This is a genomic window from Bradyrhizobium liaoningense, from assembly GCF_018130955.1.
Taxonomy (GTDB): domain Bacteria; phylum Pseudomonadota; class Alphaproteobacteria; order Rhizobiales; family Xanthobacteraceae; genus Bradyrhizobium; species Bradyrhizobium liaoningense_C.
In genome coordinates this window covers 52,593-68,207 of the sequence record NZ_JAFCJM010000038.1, presented here as the reverse complement: position 1 = coordinate 68,207, position 15,615 = coordinate 52,593, and the positions used below count along the sequence as shown (strand labels likewise).

Sequence of the window (15,615 nt, the reverse complement as noted above, 5' to 3'; positions counted from 1 at the left end):
CTTTGGTCTCTCAGGAGGTTGTCCATCTGGTCTGAACCGAGGAAGCTGAGGTTGCGAAGCTTCAGTGTTCCAGGGAGAGACCAGATGAACGTCCACAAGAATGCGCCTTTGACGCCAAAAGGTCGAGAGGCGATGGCCCGAAGCGTAGTGGAAGGTGGGCTGAGCCAGGCCGACGCTGCCTACCAGTTCAACACGACGCCGAAGACCGTCGCCAAATGGGTCAAGCGGTTCCGCGCAGAAGGTGTGGAGGGGATGCACGATCGCTCCTCCAGACCCCTTTCATCGCCAAGCCAAACCCCGCCAGCCACGTGCACGGCCATCGAGACGTTGCGCCGGCAGCGCCACACCGGCAAGCAGATCGCTGCCGAGGTCGAGGTGTCACCGGCCACCGTCAGCCGCATCCTTCGCCGCTTGGGATTAAGCCGGATACGCGATCTGGAGCCGGCCGAGCCGGTGCGGCGCTATGAGCGCGAGCATCCCGGCGAGCTCATCCATATCGATATCAAGAAACTCGGGAGATTCGTTCGGCCTGGCCACCGCATCACCGGCGATCGCCAGAAGGGTGAAAGCCGCGGCGCCGGTCACGAGTTCGTCCACGTCGCCATCGACGATGCATCGCGCGTGGCCTTCTCTCGGATTCGACCCGACGAGAAGAAGGAGAGCGCCATCGCCTTCCTCGACGACGTCGTCACCTACTTCCAAGGCCTCGGCATAAAGGTCACCGGCATCATGACCGACAACGGCTCTTGCTATCGCGCCAAAGCGTTCGCCAAGGCTTGCAAAAGGTTGGGCCTCAAGCACATCTTCACCAGGCCCTACAGGCCGCAAACAAACGGCAAGGCCGAGCGCTTCATTCAAACGGCGCTACGCGAGTGGGCCTATGCTCGCGCCTACGAAACCTCAGACCAGCGAGCCAACGATCTGCCGATCTGGCTTCATCACACGCCAAACCACCGATCAGCCGCCTCGCCCTCCCGGAGAACGACCTCTTGAGATTCCACAGCTAGCGCGCCCTGTTCCACGACGCCGAGTTTGCCAGGATACGGACTGCGTTTGCCGGACAATGCCAACAATTCGGCGTTGGTCTTGGTCGCCATGCCGAGCGCTTCGGCTGGACTGTACCAGCGGACAAGCGAGGCGAGAATTGCCCCCTGTTGCTGCGCCAGCGCCTGCGAGAAGAGAACGTCCGTGCCCCATGCCGTCTTTATACTGTACTTCTTCGCCAGCTCGTAGGTCCGGGCGATGCCAGGCCAGACTTCGTCAGCCTTGGCCCGCTGGACTGTGCCTACCGGAAAGCCTTGCCTCAACCCCTCGGGAAGAGGCTGCGTACTCAACCAGACGCCTTTCTCGGCAATCAGCTTGGCGGAGACCTCGTCCATCAGGAAGCCATGCTCGATACATTTCACTCCGGCGGCGATGGCCCGTTGGATCGCCGCTGGTGTGAACGCATGCACTGTGACGTAGGTGCCCCAATTCTCTGCTGCCTCGACGGCTGCACGCAGTTCGGCCTCGGTAAACGTTGATACATCAATCGGACTGAAGGGCGAGGACACCCCGCCACCGGCCGTCAGCTTTATCTGAGAAGCTCCCTGCATAAGCTGCTCGCGGACGCGAACGCGGACCTCGTCAGGGCTGTCGGCGACCATGCTACCGCCAATTTGCTCCATGCGGCTGAGCATGCCGCCGATCGTTCGGGGCAGTTCAGACAATTGTCGGAAATCACCGTGCCCGCTCGTGACCGTTATAACGGCTCCTGAGGGATAGATGCGCGGTCCCGCAATCAGCCCTTCGTCAATGGCTTGCTTCAATCCGAATACAGGCCCCCCAACGTCGCGCACTGTGGTAAAGCCGCGCAATAGTGTATCAGTGGCCTCGGCGCCCGCTGCTATATTGTTGTAGCCCACATCGCCAACAATCGACTGAGCAGGATTGGGCCGGATCAGCATCGCATGCCAGTGTGCGTCGATCAGGCCGGGCATCAGCGTCTGACCGTTCCCTGCGATTGCGGTCACGCCTGGCTCTGCGGTGATCGGCTCCGTCGAGATGCGCTCGATGATATTGCCTTTGATCAGCACATTGGACGGCGCGGAGAGTGCAGCGCTCTTGCCATCGAAAATGCGCACATTCTGGAACAACGTCGCGCCAGCGTTCGCTGACGGATTGCTTTGCGCGCGAGTAGCGGACGCAAGCCCGACGACCACGAGCTGGAGCGCGGCAACGAAAATCGTTCGCGACATCGAGTTCATTCTGCCCTCTTTCAGACGTTGTGGAGCATTTACGACCTCTCGGTGACCCAGGACGACTTCAATGAACGCAGAGACGTGTCCTGCGACACGCCGGCGCCGCCGTGGATCTGGATGGCACGGTCGATCGGCTGACATCGACGGAACCGTCTTGCGTCGGATTGCTGACGGGATGCCGGTGTCACGCTACGCTCCGCTTCGAGCCTTCATACGAGCGTCGCAGCAGCGCGAACAGGCTGCCGCCGGTCACCGCGCCAAGCAGATAGACGACGATCGTCTGCACCGCGAGCGGCAGGCTGATATTCACCCCCAGGAAGGACATCGTCACCGTCTCGAGGTTTTGCATGGCGAAGACGACGATTGCGATGGCGAACAGGATGATGATGGCGAGATAGACCCAACGCATGACGATCTCCTCCAGGCCCGCGCGGAGGATCCGGCAGGCGGATAGCAACCGAAAGCCGGCGCCTGTTAGCGGCGCTTCAAACCGAAGCCGAGGCTGATCCAGCCGGCCCCCGCGAAGATCAGGTCGATGCCGAGGAAGACGCCGAGAATGTAGACGCTGTTGATCGGCCATCGCGCCAGGATCAACAGGCCCAGCAGCAGCGTGATCACGGCCGACAGCGCGACCCAGATCCAGGGGCTCTCGCGCTTCATGCTGAAGGCGAGAAACAGCCGGACGACGCCGGATGCGATCAGCGATGCGCCCAGGAACAGGGTCAGCAGCACGGCGGCGAACAGCGGGTTCTCGAAGGTCAGGAAGCCCGCGATGATGTAGAGCACGCCGAGCAGGGCCCAGATCAGGAATTTGCCCCAGCTCTTCATCTGGAACGCACCGATCACCTCGGTGACGCCGGCCACGATCATCATGGCGCCGACCACGATCACGCTCGCCACGGTCGCCATCACGACGCTGCCGAGCGCGACGAAGCCGGCAATGACGTAGACGACGCCAAGCGCAACGATCCAGCCCCATTTGGCGCGCAACGGCGCGATGGTGGAGCCCAGGCTATGATTTTGAGACGTATCCGAAGCAGTTGTCATGACGGTGCTCCCGACTGCAAACTGACGTGGTACACGTCAGAATAACACGGGTGGCCTCCGCCACAAATGCCCGTCAGCCCATCATGGCTGGTATCTGTCCAGATCAGGCTTTCTCCCGTTCCATCACGAGCTCCGCCTTGAGATTGTCGAGGTCGCGATAGATCGAGGCCACCGCAAGCACGCGACCGCCCTTGCGGTACCTCAGCAGGCAGTCCCTGCCGGCAATGCTGCCGTCGACCTCGATGTCGTCCCAGCTTTCGGCGTGGCCGACATAGTTGATCGGGACGTCATAGTGCTGGCTCCAGAAGAACGGCACGGCGCCATAACGCTCGCGCCGGCCCAGCATGTTGCGCGCCGCGGTCTGGCCCTGCCGCTCGGCGACGACCCAGTGCTCGACGCGGATGCTCGCGCCCGCATGCGGATCGGGCCAGCGCGCGATATCGCCGGCAGCAAAGATGCCTGATACGCTGGTTTCGAGCCAGGCATCGACGCTCACCCCGCGGTCGATCGCAAGCCCGGCCTGCTCGGCCAGGGACAGGCGCGGCCTGACGCCGATGCCGACGATGACGAGGTCTGCTTCGATTATCCCACCGCTCCTGAGGTGCGCATGCGTGCCGTCGAGCCTCTCGACGGTGTCCTTGAGATGAAAGTTGACGCCGTTCTCCTGGTGCAGCGCGCGGACGAAATCACCCATCTCGCGCCCGAGGATCTTTTCCATCGGCCGCTCTTCCGGTGCCACGACATGAACCTCGATCTTGCGCGCCCGCAAGGAGGCGGCAACTTCGAGGCCGATGAAGCTCGCGCCGATCACCAGCGCCCGCTTCGCGTTCGCAGCAGCAGCAATGATGGCGCGGCTGTCGGCCACCGACCGCAAAGTGTGGACATGCGGCTGATCCGCGCCGGCAATCTGCAATTTGACCGGCTCCGCACCGGTCGCGAGCAACAACCGGTCGAACGGCAACCGGTCGCCGTTTCCGAGCGTCACGCTCCGGCCCTTCGGATCGATCGCGGCAACTGTCGTGTTGAGCCGAAGGTCGATGCCAAAATCCTGATAATAGGCCGCGGGCCGCAGCGGCAGCCAATCCTCCGGCGCATTGCCGGCAAGATAGTCCTTGGACAGATTGGGCCGGTCGACGGGCATGGCGCCGTCGCTGGAAATCATGGTGATCGCGCCGGCAAATCCTTCGCGGCGGAGCGTGTCAGCCGCGGCAAATCCGGCCGCGCCGCCGCCAACAATGACGAAGCGGTCCGGCGCCGGCGCTGACAGATGCGGCGCGGTTTGCGCCGCCACCTCGCGCTTGCTTCGGACGAATATCTCGTCCTGCTCGCGCTCGACCTTCCAGGCCGACAGCGCGCTGAGCGCCGGCGGCGCGATCGCTTCGCCTGTTCGGAGCGAGAAGCAGGCGTGATGCCAGGGACAGCGGATGGTGTCGCCAACCACCAGCCCCTCGGCAAGCGGGCCGTGGTAGTGGCTGCAATAGGCGTCGATCGCCACGACGTCCGGGCCGATCTGCACCAGCAGCACGTCATCGTCCCCGACATGGCCGCCGAGCTTGCCATCGCTGAAGTCGGTTAGCGCTACGCCCTTGGTGAGATCCGGCCCGCTTGGCTTCTTTTCATCGGTCATGGCGCTTCTCCCTTGAGCGATGCGTTTATTCGTCCGAATTGGCGAGCCCGAGCAGCTCCTGGCGCGTCAGCGCGGTACTCGGGTTGGACGACTCCAACGGCAAAAGGTTCCCAAGATCCCGACAAATCGGGAGACAGCCTAGCCCGCCTCCGCCTTCCGCAGGTCGAGCACGGCTTGCGCCCACTCTACGGGGCGTTCCTGCGGCAGATTGTGACCGGCATCGCGGAAGACGCGCCGTTCGAAGAAGGCTTCGAACTTGCGCGCGTGATGGGCGGTCCCGGGATTGACGCCGTCGGAATCGCCATCGATCGCGATGACGGGTACACGGATCGGCGGTTGCGCGGCGAGCCGCTGTTCGATGGCCGCATAAGCAGGATCGCCTTCGACCAGCGCATAGCGATGCCGGTAGGAGTGGATCACGACATCAACGAAATCCGGATTGTCGAAGGACGCCGCGCTGCGCGCGAAGGTCGCCTCGTCAAATGCCCATGTCGGCGACCACATGGTCCAGAGCTGGCGGGCAAAGCCGGCCCGGTTGCGCTCGAGCGCACGGCGGCCGCGCTCATTGTGGAAGAGATATTGATACCAGAGCGCGGCCTCTTCCGGCGGCGAGGCCGGCTCCATGGCGCGCGCGATGTTCTGGATATTGTAGGAATTGCCGGTGACGAGCCCGTCCACGCGTTCCGGATGGAGCGCCGAGACGACGCAGGCCGCGCGCCCGCCCCAGTCGTAACCGCCGAGGATTGCGCGCTCGATTTTGAGGGCATCCATGAAGGCCAGGAGGTCGGCCCCGAGCGCCGCCTGCTCGCCGGAGCGCAGCGTCGAGGGGGAGCGAAACCGCGTCGGCCCATAGCCGCGCAGCCACGGCACCAGCACCCGCGCGCCGGCCTCGGCGATGACAGGCGCGGTCTCAGTGTAGGCATGGACGTCGTAGGGAAAGCCATGGCCGAGGATACAGGGCCAGCCGTCAGGCGGACCGTATTCGAGATAGCCGATGTCGAGGACGGCGGTCGTCACGGACTTCGCTTGCATGAACGTGCCGATCCCCAAGAATACCGAGAAGATTACCGAGAAGATTGCCGTGAAGATTACCGCTGCGGTCCGGAGAGCGAGATGTCGCGCTCGGCGCGGAACACGTTGCTGTAGAGGTTCGCGATCCACTGTCGGCCGATCTCGGTCTTGTTGAGGTAGCCGATCTCGGTCTGGATGTGCGGCGCGACGCTGTCCCAATAGAATTGCGGGTAGCGGTGCACGATGTCGGCGGGCGAATCGTAGCCGAGCTGGCGGTTGATGCCGACTTCCTCGAACTCGTAATACAGCGCGTTGGCCTTGCGCAGATAGTTGGGGTCGCCGAGCTGGCCGATGAAATCCGCCGCGCGCAGGATCGAGGCATCTTCGTCATAGTCCTGGCCTTCGCGCGCCGGAAACCGCGTGCCTTCGATGGCCCGCGCAATACGCTCGGGGTCGACACCGGGCATCGGCGCCAGCCGCTGCATCACATAAAGCTTGGAGCGGTCGACGTGGTACATCATCAGACTGGCATCCGATGCGCCGCGCGGCAACGATATCTTGGCGCCGAACTCATCGATCAGAAAACCGTCTTCATCATCCTCCTTGAACAGACCGCGCACATAGCCGATGTCGTGGGCGAGGCAGGCGATCAGGATATGCGTGTAATCGTCCCCTGACAGGTGCGCGTGGAGATGGCGGCCTTGGAGAATCGCAAAGCCCGCGAGCGTCACCAGCATCGTGTGCTCGAAATTGTGGTAAAGCGCATCGCTGTTGCCGATGCACTCCATCGTCGTGCGCGTCGCACTCTCCAGAACCTTTGCGAAGGACTCGTCGTATCGGCGGCGCATGAACGAGCCCAGCAACTCCTCCAAGGCCTCGGCCGCCAGTCTCGGTAACGTCATCATGGATGCAGCCCGCTGTCGGTGGTGTCCCGCGCCAACGCCTGACGTCTCGTTTCTTGTTCGCCCGGAACCAGCATATCCCAACTTCGGGCCGCTGACCAAACCGCCGGTCTCGCAACCGGGGAAATACGGAAGTATCTTGCAACTCCGGCAGGCCACGAGAAGCATAGCCGCCGCACGCCGTCAGGCAAACGTCAGACTGCGCGGATGGTATGACATTGATGTCAGCAACGGATCGACCCATTTTGGTCGTCCATTTGCTGCTTCCACGGACGCCCGATTGTCCCGAGCTTTTCCCTGGTTAGCGCAAGGGACGGCCAGCGTCGGCCCGGCCAGATCGCCCGCCGCGGCCACGCGCACGTCCACGCGGTCTTGGGTGGACGCCTCACCTGTCGCCGGTGCGGTGCGGCAAGCGCCGTCGCCAGGGCGGCAGATGGCCCAGCATCACCCCCCGCAGCACCCCCGCCGCTAACCATGCAGGGCGTGGCCCGGCGCGAGAAACTTGATCTTGGGCGAGTTCCCAAATAGCAACGAAGACGGTTGCCGACGTGAGGAATTCACGATGTGGCTGTTCTTCGTGCTGGTTTGGTTAGGCCTTCTGGTCGTGATCGGGGTCTTCGCGCAGCAGGCCTTCGGTTACGATTTCGCGCATCTTTCGGCGTCCTTCTCCGCGCTCCCCCTGGCGCAGCGCTATGCGCTCGGCGCCCTCTCGGTGATGGCCCTGCTCCTGATCGGGGCAAGCGTTTTCCAGGCCTACCGGCTCTCGCGCCAGGACAGAAGCCTGAAGACGTTGCGCGACCGCCTCAAGAACACCCGCGAGGACGTCGTGGTGGCGCATGCGCTGCAGAACCACCTCGATGCCACCGTCCAGCACCTGATCGAGAGCGATCCGAGGGAGGCGGTCTCGTCGCTGGAGAAGAAGCTGGCCGAGATTGAGCAACGGGCCGTTCTGCAGCAGAGCCGCAACCAGTCCACCGACATGCACGACCAGCTCGCGGAAATCCGGCGCCGCCAGCAGAGCCTGCGCGAGATGGTCGGCAAGGTCGCCGCCGAGCGGCGCGCGATCGAGCCGGTCTTCACCGAGATCAAGGATCGCCAGCACCAGATCGAGCGGGCGCTGACGGATATCGAGACCGACGACAGGAAGGCCAATCTGGCCGATCGCCTCAAGGAGCTGGACCGCGACGCCTCGGGGCTGCTGGCGCGGGTGGGCACCGTGCAGGACTCCTTCACGACGCTGAACCGCTTCAAGGAGGAGTTCGTCAAATCGCACGCCGAGCTCGTGCCGTTACGCGCGCCCGAGGCCGGCATCAATACCCTGATCGGCGAGCTCCGCCTCAACCGCGACGCGCTTGCAAAGATCCTCGACGAGCTGGAATCGACCGGCGACGACGCGCTGAGCGCGCGGGTGGAAGCCCTCTCCAGGGGCAAGCTCGAGATCGAGCAGCGGGTCGCCCGCATCGAGGACTGCCACAACATTCTCAACGCGATCCGGATGGATTTCGATGAGCTGAGGGAGCGCCAGACGCATCTGGATCGCTCCCTTGCCGAAGTCGAGACCGACGCCAACGGCAAGAGCCTTGCCGACCGGCAGAACGCGCTGAACGATTTCGTCATCCAGTCCCGCGTCCGCCTGCGGACGCTGCAGGACACGCTCGCGACCTTGAACGGCTTCAAGGACGAACTTTCGAAATCGCAGTCCGACCTGGTGCCGCTGCAGGCCCCGGTGTTCGGGATCGAGGCCCTGATCGCGGAGGTTCACCGCATTCGCGATCTCCTGACCAAGACCGTCGGCGAGATCGAGCAGCATGGCGACGCAACGCTCAGCACCCGCGTGGAATCGCTGTCGGTGAGCAAGCGCGAGATCGAGGGACGGCTTGCGCAGATCTTCGAGAACTTCGGCACGCTCGAGGCGCTGCGGAAGGATATCGGCGGGATTTTTACGACGATCCGGAATTCGCTGAACAGGATCGGGTGAGACATTGCGAAGCGTGCAACTGATTGCCAACAGCGGTGAATGAGGGGACAGCCTCCCGCCCTCTACTCCACCGCTGCGCGCCTACTCCACCAGCAGCACGTCCACGGCGACGCCGAGCTTCTGCTTCGGTGATCCCACGATGATGCCGTCGACCGGCGAGACGTCGGAAAAATCGCGGCCGACCGCGAGCACGATGTGATCGTTGGCGACGAGCAGGTCGTTGGTCGGATCGAGCCCGACCCAGCCGAGCTCGGCGCCGCACCACAGCGACACCCAGGCATGGGTGGCGTCGGCGCCCTGCAGGCGCGGCTGGCCGGGCGGCGGGATGGTCCGCAAGTATCCGCTGACATAGGCCGCCGGCAGGCCGAGCCCGCGGAGCCCTGCGATCATCACATGGGCAAAGTCCTGGCAGACGCCGTGGCGGTTGTCGAAGACCTCCTTCAGCGGCGTCGAGATCACGGTGGCCTTCGGGTCGTAGCGGAACTCGGTGCGGATGCGATGCATCAGGTCGACGGCGCCGGCGAGGATGCCCACCCCGGGCGCAAAGCTCGACGCCGCGTAAGCGCTCACCGCGCGCAGCACCGGCACCAGCGGGCTCGCGAAGACGTAGCCGACCGGCGAGGACGGCCCGAGGCTGGTCGCCTCGAAGGCGATGTCGCGGATGCTCTCCCAGGACGGGCTGAAGGCATCGCGCGGCGGCGGCTGCCGCGACACCGATACGCGCGAACGGGAATCGATCCGCAAATTGCGGTGCGCGGCCTCGATCACGACGCTCTCGGTCAGGATGCCGAAGAAATCGCGCCGCGCGGTGCGATCCACCGGCCGCGGCCGGATCTCGACGCTGTGGGAGATCAGCTCCTGTCCGTCGCCGCTCTTCGGCTCCAGCCGCAGCGTGCAGCGGGCGAAGCTGACCGGAGACTCATAGGAATAGGTCGTGACGTGGCGTATGTCGTAGATCACGCCAGCCCCGTCAGCTTTTCCGGCCGGCTGGCGTTGGGGCCGTGCGGGAAGTAGTGCGATCCGATCGCGTCGGCGAGGCTGAGCAGATCCTGCTCCAGCGCGAACAGCGTCTTGACCTCGAGTTTTTCAGCCTCGGCGGTCGCAAGCATGGCCTGCACCGCGACGGCGAGGCGCTGCGGCCGCTCGATCAGCCCGTATTCCTTCAGGCTCGGCAGTGCTGCGATGTGCTCATTCAGCGTTGCGACCTGGAAGGCGACCGAGCGCGGATTGTAGCTGTCGAGCACGGCGAGGTCGCGCACCGGCGCCAGCACCGGCGCCAGCAGATAGCGCGAACGATAGGTGATCTGGCAATCGACCAGCGTCAGCAGCACGTCGAGATCCTCGTCGCCCGCCTCGTCATAGGCGAACTGCCGCGCAAAGCGCGTGGTGTTGATGGCGCGCTCGGCGCGGCGGCCCATATCGAGGAAACGCCAGCCTGCGGCGCGGTTCATGTTCTCCTGCGCGAGGCCGGCGAAGCTAGCGAGCTCCTGCAGCGTCAGCTCAGCGGCGCTGAGCACGCTGTCGTCGTCCTCGACCTCATAGGCGAGCCGCTCGGTCATCTCAGTGATGACCTGCCAGGCGTCGGGCGACAGCCGCTCGCGCAGGCTCGTTGCGGTGCGCTGCGCGGCGCGCACCAGCGACAGCGCCGAGCCGAAGCGATCCGCGCTCTGCAAGGCCTCCGCCGCGATCCGCCCCGGCGCCGTGCGCGAGGCCTGCGAGATCGCGCCCCAGGCGACCAGGAGACGTTGGATGCGCTCGGCCGACTGCATCGCGCTCGAGGTGGTCTTGTTGGGGCGCATCGGCGAGCCGAGCGCGCGCACCAGCCGCAGCGTCGCCTCGGCGCGCTCGAGATAGCGGCCGAGCCAGAACAGATTGTCCGCGGCACGGCTCGGCAGCACGCCGGCGATGCGGCGGATGCGCACCTTGTCGGTCGCCGGCAGCAGCGTTGCCGGCGAGACCTGCTTCTCGGACACGACCCAGACGTCGGCAGCACGCGCGCCGTCGCCCATCGACACCGCGCGTGCGTCGGGCTGCTCGGCGATCCGGCAGAAGCCGCCGGGCATGATGGTCCAGCCGTCCTCGGTGGCGGCGGCAAACACCCGCAGCACGAACGGCCGCGGCGAGATCTGGCCCTGCTCCCACACCGGCATGGTCGACAGGCGCACCACCTCCTGGCCGACATAGTCGAGGCCGCGGTCGCCGATCGCGTCGATCAGGCGCTGGCGTTCCGGCGCATCGAGCTCGCTTGCGAGCACCGGGCCGTTGCTCGGAAAGCCCGGCACGAAGCGGCTATAGGCGCCTTCGATGGCGACCTCGTCGAGCCGCGACAGCACCTCGTCGCGCGCCGACTTCTGCCCGCACCACCAGGTCGCGATATGCGGCATCTTCAGCTCTTCGCCGAGCAGGCGACGGCTGAGCGCCGGCAGGAAGCCGAGCAGCGCCCGCGCCTCGAGCACGCCGGAGCCCGGCATGTTGGCGACCACGACGCCGTCCTTGCGCAGCACGTCGATCAGGCCGGGCACCCCCAAACGCGAGGAGGCATCGAGCTCCAGCGGATCGAGGAAGTTGGAATCGACCCGACGCAGCAGAACGTCGAGCCGCTTCAGCCCGGCCACGGTGCGGATGTGGAGACGGTTGTCGCTGACGGCGAGATCGTCGCCCTCGACCAGGAGGAAGCCGAGATAGCGGGCGAGCGTGGCATGCTCGAAATAGGTCTCGCTGAAACTGCCGGGCGTGAGCACGCCGATCCGCGGCTCGTCGCGGTCGGCGCTGCCGCGCAGGCTGTCGCGAAACGCCTCGAAGAACGGCGCGACGCGCTCGACATTCATCGACTTGTAGAGATTGGCGAAGGCACGCGACAGCACCAGGCGGTTTTCCAGCGCGTAGCCGGCGCCTGACGGCGCCTGGGTGCGGTCGCCAAGCACCCACCAGCGGCCATCGGGACCGCGGCCGACGTCGGCGGCATAGATCGAGAGATAGCGGCCGCCGGGCGGCTTTACGCCGCATACCGGCCGCAGATATTCGGCGCTGCCCGCAATCGCAGCCGCAGGAAGCGCACCCTCGGCGACCAGGCGGCCCTCGCCATAGATGTCGCGCAGCACCAGCTCCAGAAGCTGGGCGCGCTGCTTGATGCCGGCGGTGAGCTGCTGCCAGTCGGCGTCGTCGATCAGGAGCGGCAAATGGCTGAGCGGCCAGATCCGGTCGGCGTTCTCGCCCGGCGGGCGATAGGTGACGCCGGCCTCGCGCAAGTGCCGGTCGGCCATCGCAAAGCGGCGCTCGATCTCGTCCGGCGCGAGTGCGCCAAAGGCGTCGAAGAAACGGCTCCAGACGGCGCGGGGCTCGCCGTCGGGCGTCAGGAATTCATCGGGGATGCCGGGCAAGCGGCTATAGTCGCGAATCCATTGCGCAACGCGGCGCTGGCCGGGTCGCGCCCTGCCCGCCTGACCGGTCCCCTCGGTTGCGCCTTCGCCCATCCGCCTCTCCCTGCCCCATCACTATACTCAATGCAGGAGCGGCGTTCGCAAGTCGAGGGTCAGCGGAAACTCAATTGTGCGTTCCTCCGGCGGCGGCTGGACCGGGCCCGGCGTGTGGCCGTGATCCTGGAAGCGCGCCAGCCGCCGCGCCTCGGCCTCGTAGGTGTTGACCGGCTTGGTGTCGTAGTTGCGCCCGCCGGGATGGGCGACATGATAGACGCAGCCGCCGAGCGAGCGGCCGTTCCAGGTATCGATCAGGTCGAAGGTCAGAGGCGCGTGGACGGGAATGGTCGGGTGCAGGCCGGAGGCCGGCTGCCAGGCCTTGAAGCGGACACCGGCCACGGCCTCCGCCGACCGGCCGGTCGGGGTCATCGGCAGGCGGCGGCCGTTGCACGTCACCACATGGCGGCCCTCGATGAAGCCTTCAGCCTTCACCTGAAGTCGCTCGACCGAGCTATCAACATAACGAACAGTGCCGCCGGCTGAGCCCTCCTCGCCGAGCACATGCCAGGGCTCCAGCGCTTGGCGCAATTCCAGCGTCACGCCGCCATGGTGGACGCGGCCGAAGGCCGGGAAACGAAATTCGAGCTGGGCGAGATACCATTCCGGCTCAAAGGGATAGCCGGATTGCTTCAACTCAGAAAGCACGTCAACGAAGTCTGCCCAGATGAAGTGAGGCAGCATGAAGCGATCGTGCAGCGCCGTGCCCCAACGCACGAACTTGCCCTGTTGCGGTTCGCGCCACAGCTTTGCGATCAGCGCGCGGATCAAGAGCTGCTGCGCCAGCGACATGCGCGGATCGGGCGGCATTTCGAGCGCGCGGAATTCGACGAGGCCAAGCCGCCCGGTCGGGCTGTCGGGCGAATAGAGCTTGTCGATGCAGATCTCGGCGCGGTGAGTATTGCCGGTGATGTCGACCAGGAGATGCCGGAACAGGCGGTCCACCAGCCAGAGCGGCGCCTGGTAGCCCGGCGGCGGCACATGCGACAGCGCGACCTCGAGCTCGTAGATGCTGTCGTGCCGCGCCTCGTCGATGCGCGGCGCCTGGCTGGTCGGCCCGATGAAGAGCCCTGAGAAGAAATAGGACAGCGACGGATGCCGCTGCCAATACAGCACGAGGCTCTTCAACAGATCAGGCCGGCGCAGGAACGGCGAGTCCGGTGGGCTCGCCCCTCCGACCACGACATGATTGCCGCCGCCGGTGCCGGTGTGACGCCCGTCGATCAGGAAGCGGTTGGCGCCGAGCCGGACTTTTGCAGCGTCCTCATAAAGACCGAAGGTGATGTCGACGGCGTCGCGCCAGGTCTTGGCCGGCTGGATGTTGATCTCGATCACGCCGGGATCGGGCGTCACCTTGATGACGTCGATGCGCGGATCGAAAGGCGGCGGATAGCCTTCGACATGCACGGCGAGCTGCATCTCCTCGGCGGTCGCCTCGAGCGCTGCGATCAGCTCGAGATAGTCTTCGATCTTCTCGACCGGCGGCATGAAGGCGCAGATCACGCCGTCGCGAACCTCGACCGCCATCGCGGTGCGCACGGGAATCGCAGTGTTGAGATGTTCGGGCGCGAGCCTTGGCGGTGATGGCGGGCGCGCCCTGAGGCTGAACACCGGCAATTTGCCGCGCGCCTCCATCGGATCCTGCTCGTGGATGTAGGGGAATTCATTGGGCGGGACATAGCCGAGCGAGCCGATCGGCAGCCGCAGCCCGAGCGGGGAATCACCCGGCGTCAGGAACAGATGACTGCGCCGCAGGCTCCAGCGCTCGCTGCGCCAGCGCGGCGCTTCCGCGTTCCAGCGCTGCACCGGCATCACGAAGCCGCGCGGCGTGCCCAGCCCCTTGTCGAACACGCGCGCCATGCGCGCCCGCGCTTCAGGGTCGGACAGCTTGGAATCGGAGGGATCGACGTTGACCGGAAGCTCGCCCTCCTTCTGCAACCAATAGGCGGGATCCTCATAGGCCGGCATAATGTAGCCGGGATCGAGCCCGAGCCGCGCCGCGGTGCCTTCCATGAACGCTGCGGCGTCCTTGACCTGCGCCGGCCGCGCATCGGCGATCTTCGCGATGAGATCGGCGTTCTTCCAGATCGGCACGCCGTCCTTGCGCCAGTAGAGCCCAAAAGCCCAGCGCGGCAGGCTCTCGCCGGGATACCATTTGCCCTGGCCGTAATGCAGGAGACCACCGGGCGCGAAGCGCGTGCGCAGGCGGCGGATCAGATCGTCGGCCAGCGCGCGCTTGGTCGGACCGACGGCTTCGGTGTTCCACTCGCCGGCTTCGAGATCGTCGACCGAGACGAAGGTCGGCTCGCCGCCCATGGTGAGGCGCACGTCCTGGCTCACGAGATCGCCGTCGACCTGCTCGCCGAGCTCGTTGAGCCGCGCCCAGGCCTCGTCGGAGAACGGCTTTGTGATCCGCGGCGCCTCGCGGATGCGCCTGACGCTCATGTCGAAGGCGAACTCGACCTCGGCAAAGCCGGCGCTGCCGGAGATCGGTGCGGCCGAGCGATAATGCGGCGTGGCGGCGACGGGGATATGTCCCTCGCCCGCGAGCATGCCGGAGGTCGCATCAAAGCCGATCCAGCCGGCGCCGGGCAGATAGACTTCGGCCCAGGCGTGCAGATCGGTAAAATCGTTCTCGACCTCGGGCGGTCCCTCGATCGGATCGATGTCGGGACGGATCTGGATCAGATAGCCGGAGACGAAGCGAGCTGCGAGGCCGAGATGGCGCAGGGTCTGGATCAGCAGCCACGCCGAGTCGCGGCACGAACCGGCGCCCGAGGCCAGCGTCTCCTCCGGTGTCTGCACCCCCGGCTCCATCCGGATGATGTAGCGGACGCGCTTCTGCAGCTCCCTGTTGAGATCGACGAGGTAGTTGACGGTGTTGGAAGCCTCGCGCGGAATCGAGGCGAGATACTCGGCGAACTTTGGACCTGGCTGGATGGTTTCGAGATAGGGCGCGAGCTCGGTCTTGAGGTCCTTGGTGTAGTCGAACGGAAAGCTGTCGGCATAGGGCTCGACGAAGAAGTCGAACGGGTTGATCACGGTCATCTGGGCCGTGAAGTCGACCTCGATCTTTAGCTCGGTGGCCTTCTCCGGAAAGACGTAGCGTGCGAGCCAATTGCCCTGCGGGTCCTGCTGCCAGTTCACGAAATGATTTGATGGCGTGACCTTGAGCGAATAGCTCAGGATCGGCGTGCGCGTGTGCGGCGCCGGCCGCAGGCGGATGGTCTGCGGGCCGAGATCGATCGGACGGTCGTATTTGTAGTGCGTGACGTGGTGTAATGCGACGTAGATCGACACGGATCAGGTGCTCCAGCAGCTTTTTTGAGCAGAACAC

The 15,615-nt window shown here is 65.3% G+C and carries 9 protein-coding genes and 2 pseudogenes; 2 read left to right on the top strand and 9 right to left on the bottom strand.

Going from position 1 to position 15,615, the window contains the following annotated elements; all coding sequences use genetic code 11:
* Positions 1-84 precede the first annotated feature (84 nt).
* Positions 85-1,007 (top strand): annotated as a pseudogene (locus tag JQ632_RS26470) (IS481 family transposase).
* Here the strand turns inward: JQ632_RS26470 and JQ632_RS26465 are convergent.
* From JQ632_RS26465 to JQ632_RS26440, 6 genes and pseudogenes are all read right to left on the bottom strand, one after another.
* Positions 969-2,246, bottom strand: a pseudogene (locus tag JQ632_RS26465) (amidohydrolase family protein); the annotation flags it as partial. The pseudogenes JQ632_RS26470 and JQ632_RS26465 overlap by 39 nt on opposite strands.
* Positions 2,247-2,424: 178 nt before the next feature.
* Positions 2,425-2,649 (bottom strand): hypothetical protein, encoded by a 225-nt coding sequence (locus JQ632_RS26460; RefSeq protein WP_212405577.1) that lies wholly within the window; start codon positions 2,647-2,649, stop codon positions 2,425-2,427.
* A 65-nt stretch (positions 2,650-2,714) separates the two neighbouring features.
* Complete coding sequence (locus tag JQ632_RS26455) at positions 2,715-3,287, bottom strand: HdeD family acid-resistance protein (RefSeq protein WP_212405576.1); 573 nt, start codon at positions 3,285-3,287, stop codon at positions 2,715-2,717.
* Positions 3,288-3,390: 103 nt separating this feature from the next.
* Positions 3,391-4,914 (bottom strand): FAD-dependent oxidoreductase, encoded by a 1,524-nt coding sequence (locus tag JQ632_RS26450; RefSeq protein ID WP_212405575.1) that lies wholly within the window; start codon positions 4,912-4,914, stop codon positions 3,391-3,393.
* Between the two features lie 138 nt (positions 4,915-5,052).
* Positions 5,053-5,946: an alpha/beta fold hydrolase gene (locus JQ632_RS26445; protein ID WP_212405574.1), complete on the bottom strand. Its 894-nt coding sequence runs from the start codon at positions 5,944-5,946 to the stop codon at positions 5,053-5,055.
* Between the two features lie 56 nt (positions 5,947-6,002).
* A complete protein-coding gene (locus JQ632_RS26440) occupies positions 6,003-6,830 on the bottom strand; it encodes a metal-dependent phosphohydrolase (RefSeq protein ID WP_212405573.1) in 828 nt (275 codons plus the stop codon).
* A 559-nt stretch (positions 6,831-7,389) separates the two neighbouring features.
* Here JQ632_RS26440 and JQ632_RS26435 point away from each other — a divergent pair.
* The gene (locus tag JQ632_RS26435) at positions 7,390-8,805 is read left to right on the top strand and encodes a hypothetical protein (RefSeq protein ID WP_212405572.1); all 1,416 of its coding nucleotides are present in this window, start codon (positions 7,390-7,392) and stop codon (positions 8,803-8,805) included.
* Between the two features lie 81 nt (positions 8,806-8,886).
* Here the strand turns inward: JQ632_RS26435 and JQ632_RS26430 are convergent, their stop codons facing one another.
* The 3 genes from JQ632_RS26430 to JQ632_RS26420 are packed head-to-tail and all read right to left on the bottom strand — an operon-like array spanning position 8,887 to position 15,578.
* Positions 8,887-9,765 (bottom strand): transglutaminase family protein, encoded by an 879-nt coding sequence (locus JQ632_RS26430; RefSeq protein ID WP_212405571.1) that lies wholly within the window; start codon positions 9,763-9,765, stop codon positions 8,887-8,889.
* Positions 9,762-12,278 carry a circularly permuted type 2 ATP-grasp protein gene (locus JQ632_RS26425; protein WP_212405570.1) on the bottom strand — a complete coding sequence of 839 codons (2,517 nt, stop codon included), beginning with the start codon at positions 12,276-12,278 and terminating at the stop codon, positions 9,762-9,764. Before JQ632_RS26425 ends, JQ632_RS26430 begins: the two co-directional genes overlap by 4 nt.
* Positions 12,279-12,305: 27 nt before the next feature.
* Positions 12,306-15,578, bottom strand: a complete 3,273-nt coding sequence (locus tag JQ632_RS26420; RefSeq protein WP_212405569.1) for a DUF2126 domain-containing protein — start codon at positions 15,576-15,578, stop codon at positions 12,306-12,308.
* Between the last annotated feature and the right edge of the window lie 37 nt (positions 15,579-15,615).

What these genes read in the sequence shown, in the direction of transcription:
- JQ632_RS26455 (WP_212405576.1), bottom strand. Translation starts at nt 3,287, where the DNA reads ATGACAACTGCTTCGGATACGTCTCAAAATCATAGCCTGGGCTCCACC.
- JQ632_RS26450 (WP_212405575.1), bottom strand. Translation starts at nt 4,914, where the DNA reads ATGACCGATGAAAAGAAGCCAAGCGGGCCGGATCTCACCAAGGGCGTA.
- JQ632_RS26445 (WP_212405574.1), bottom strand. Translation starts at nt 5,946, where the DNA reads ATGCAAGCGAAGTCCGTGACGACCGCCGTCCTCGACATCGGCTATCTC.
- JQ632_RS26435 (WP_212405572.1), top strand. Translation starts at nt 7,390, where the DNA reads ATGTGGCTGTTCTTCGTGCTGGTTTGGTTAGGCCTTCTGGTCGTGATC.
- JQ632_RS26440 (WP_212405573.1), bottom strand. Translation starts at nt 6,830, where the DNA reads ATGATGACGTTACCGAGACTGGCGGCCGAGGCCTTGGAGGAGTTGCTG.
- JQ632_RS26425 (WP_212405570.1), bottom strand. Translation starts at nt 12,278, where the DNA reads ATGGGCGAAGGCGCAACCGAGGGGACCGGTCAGGCGGGCAGGGCGCGA.
- JQ632_RS26460 (WP_212405577.1), bottom strand. Translation starts at nt 2,649, where the DNA reads ATGCGTTGGGTCTATCTCGCCATCATCATCCTGTTCGCCATCGCAATC.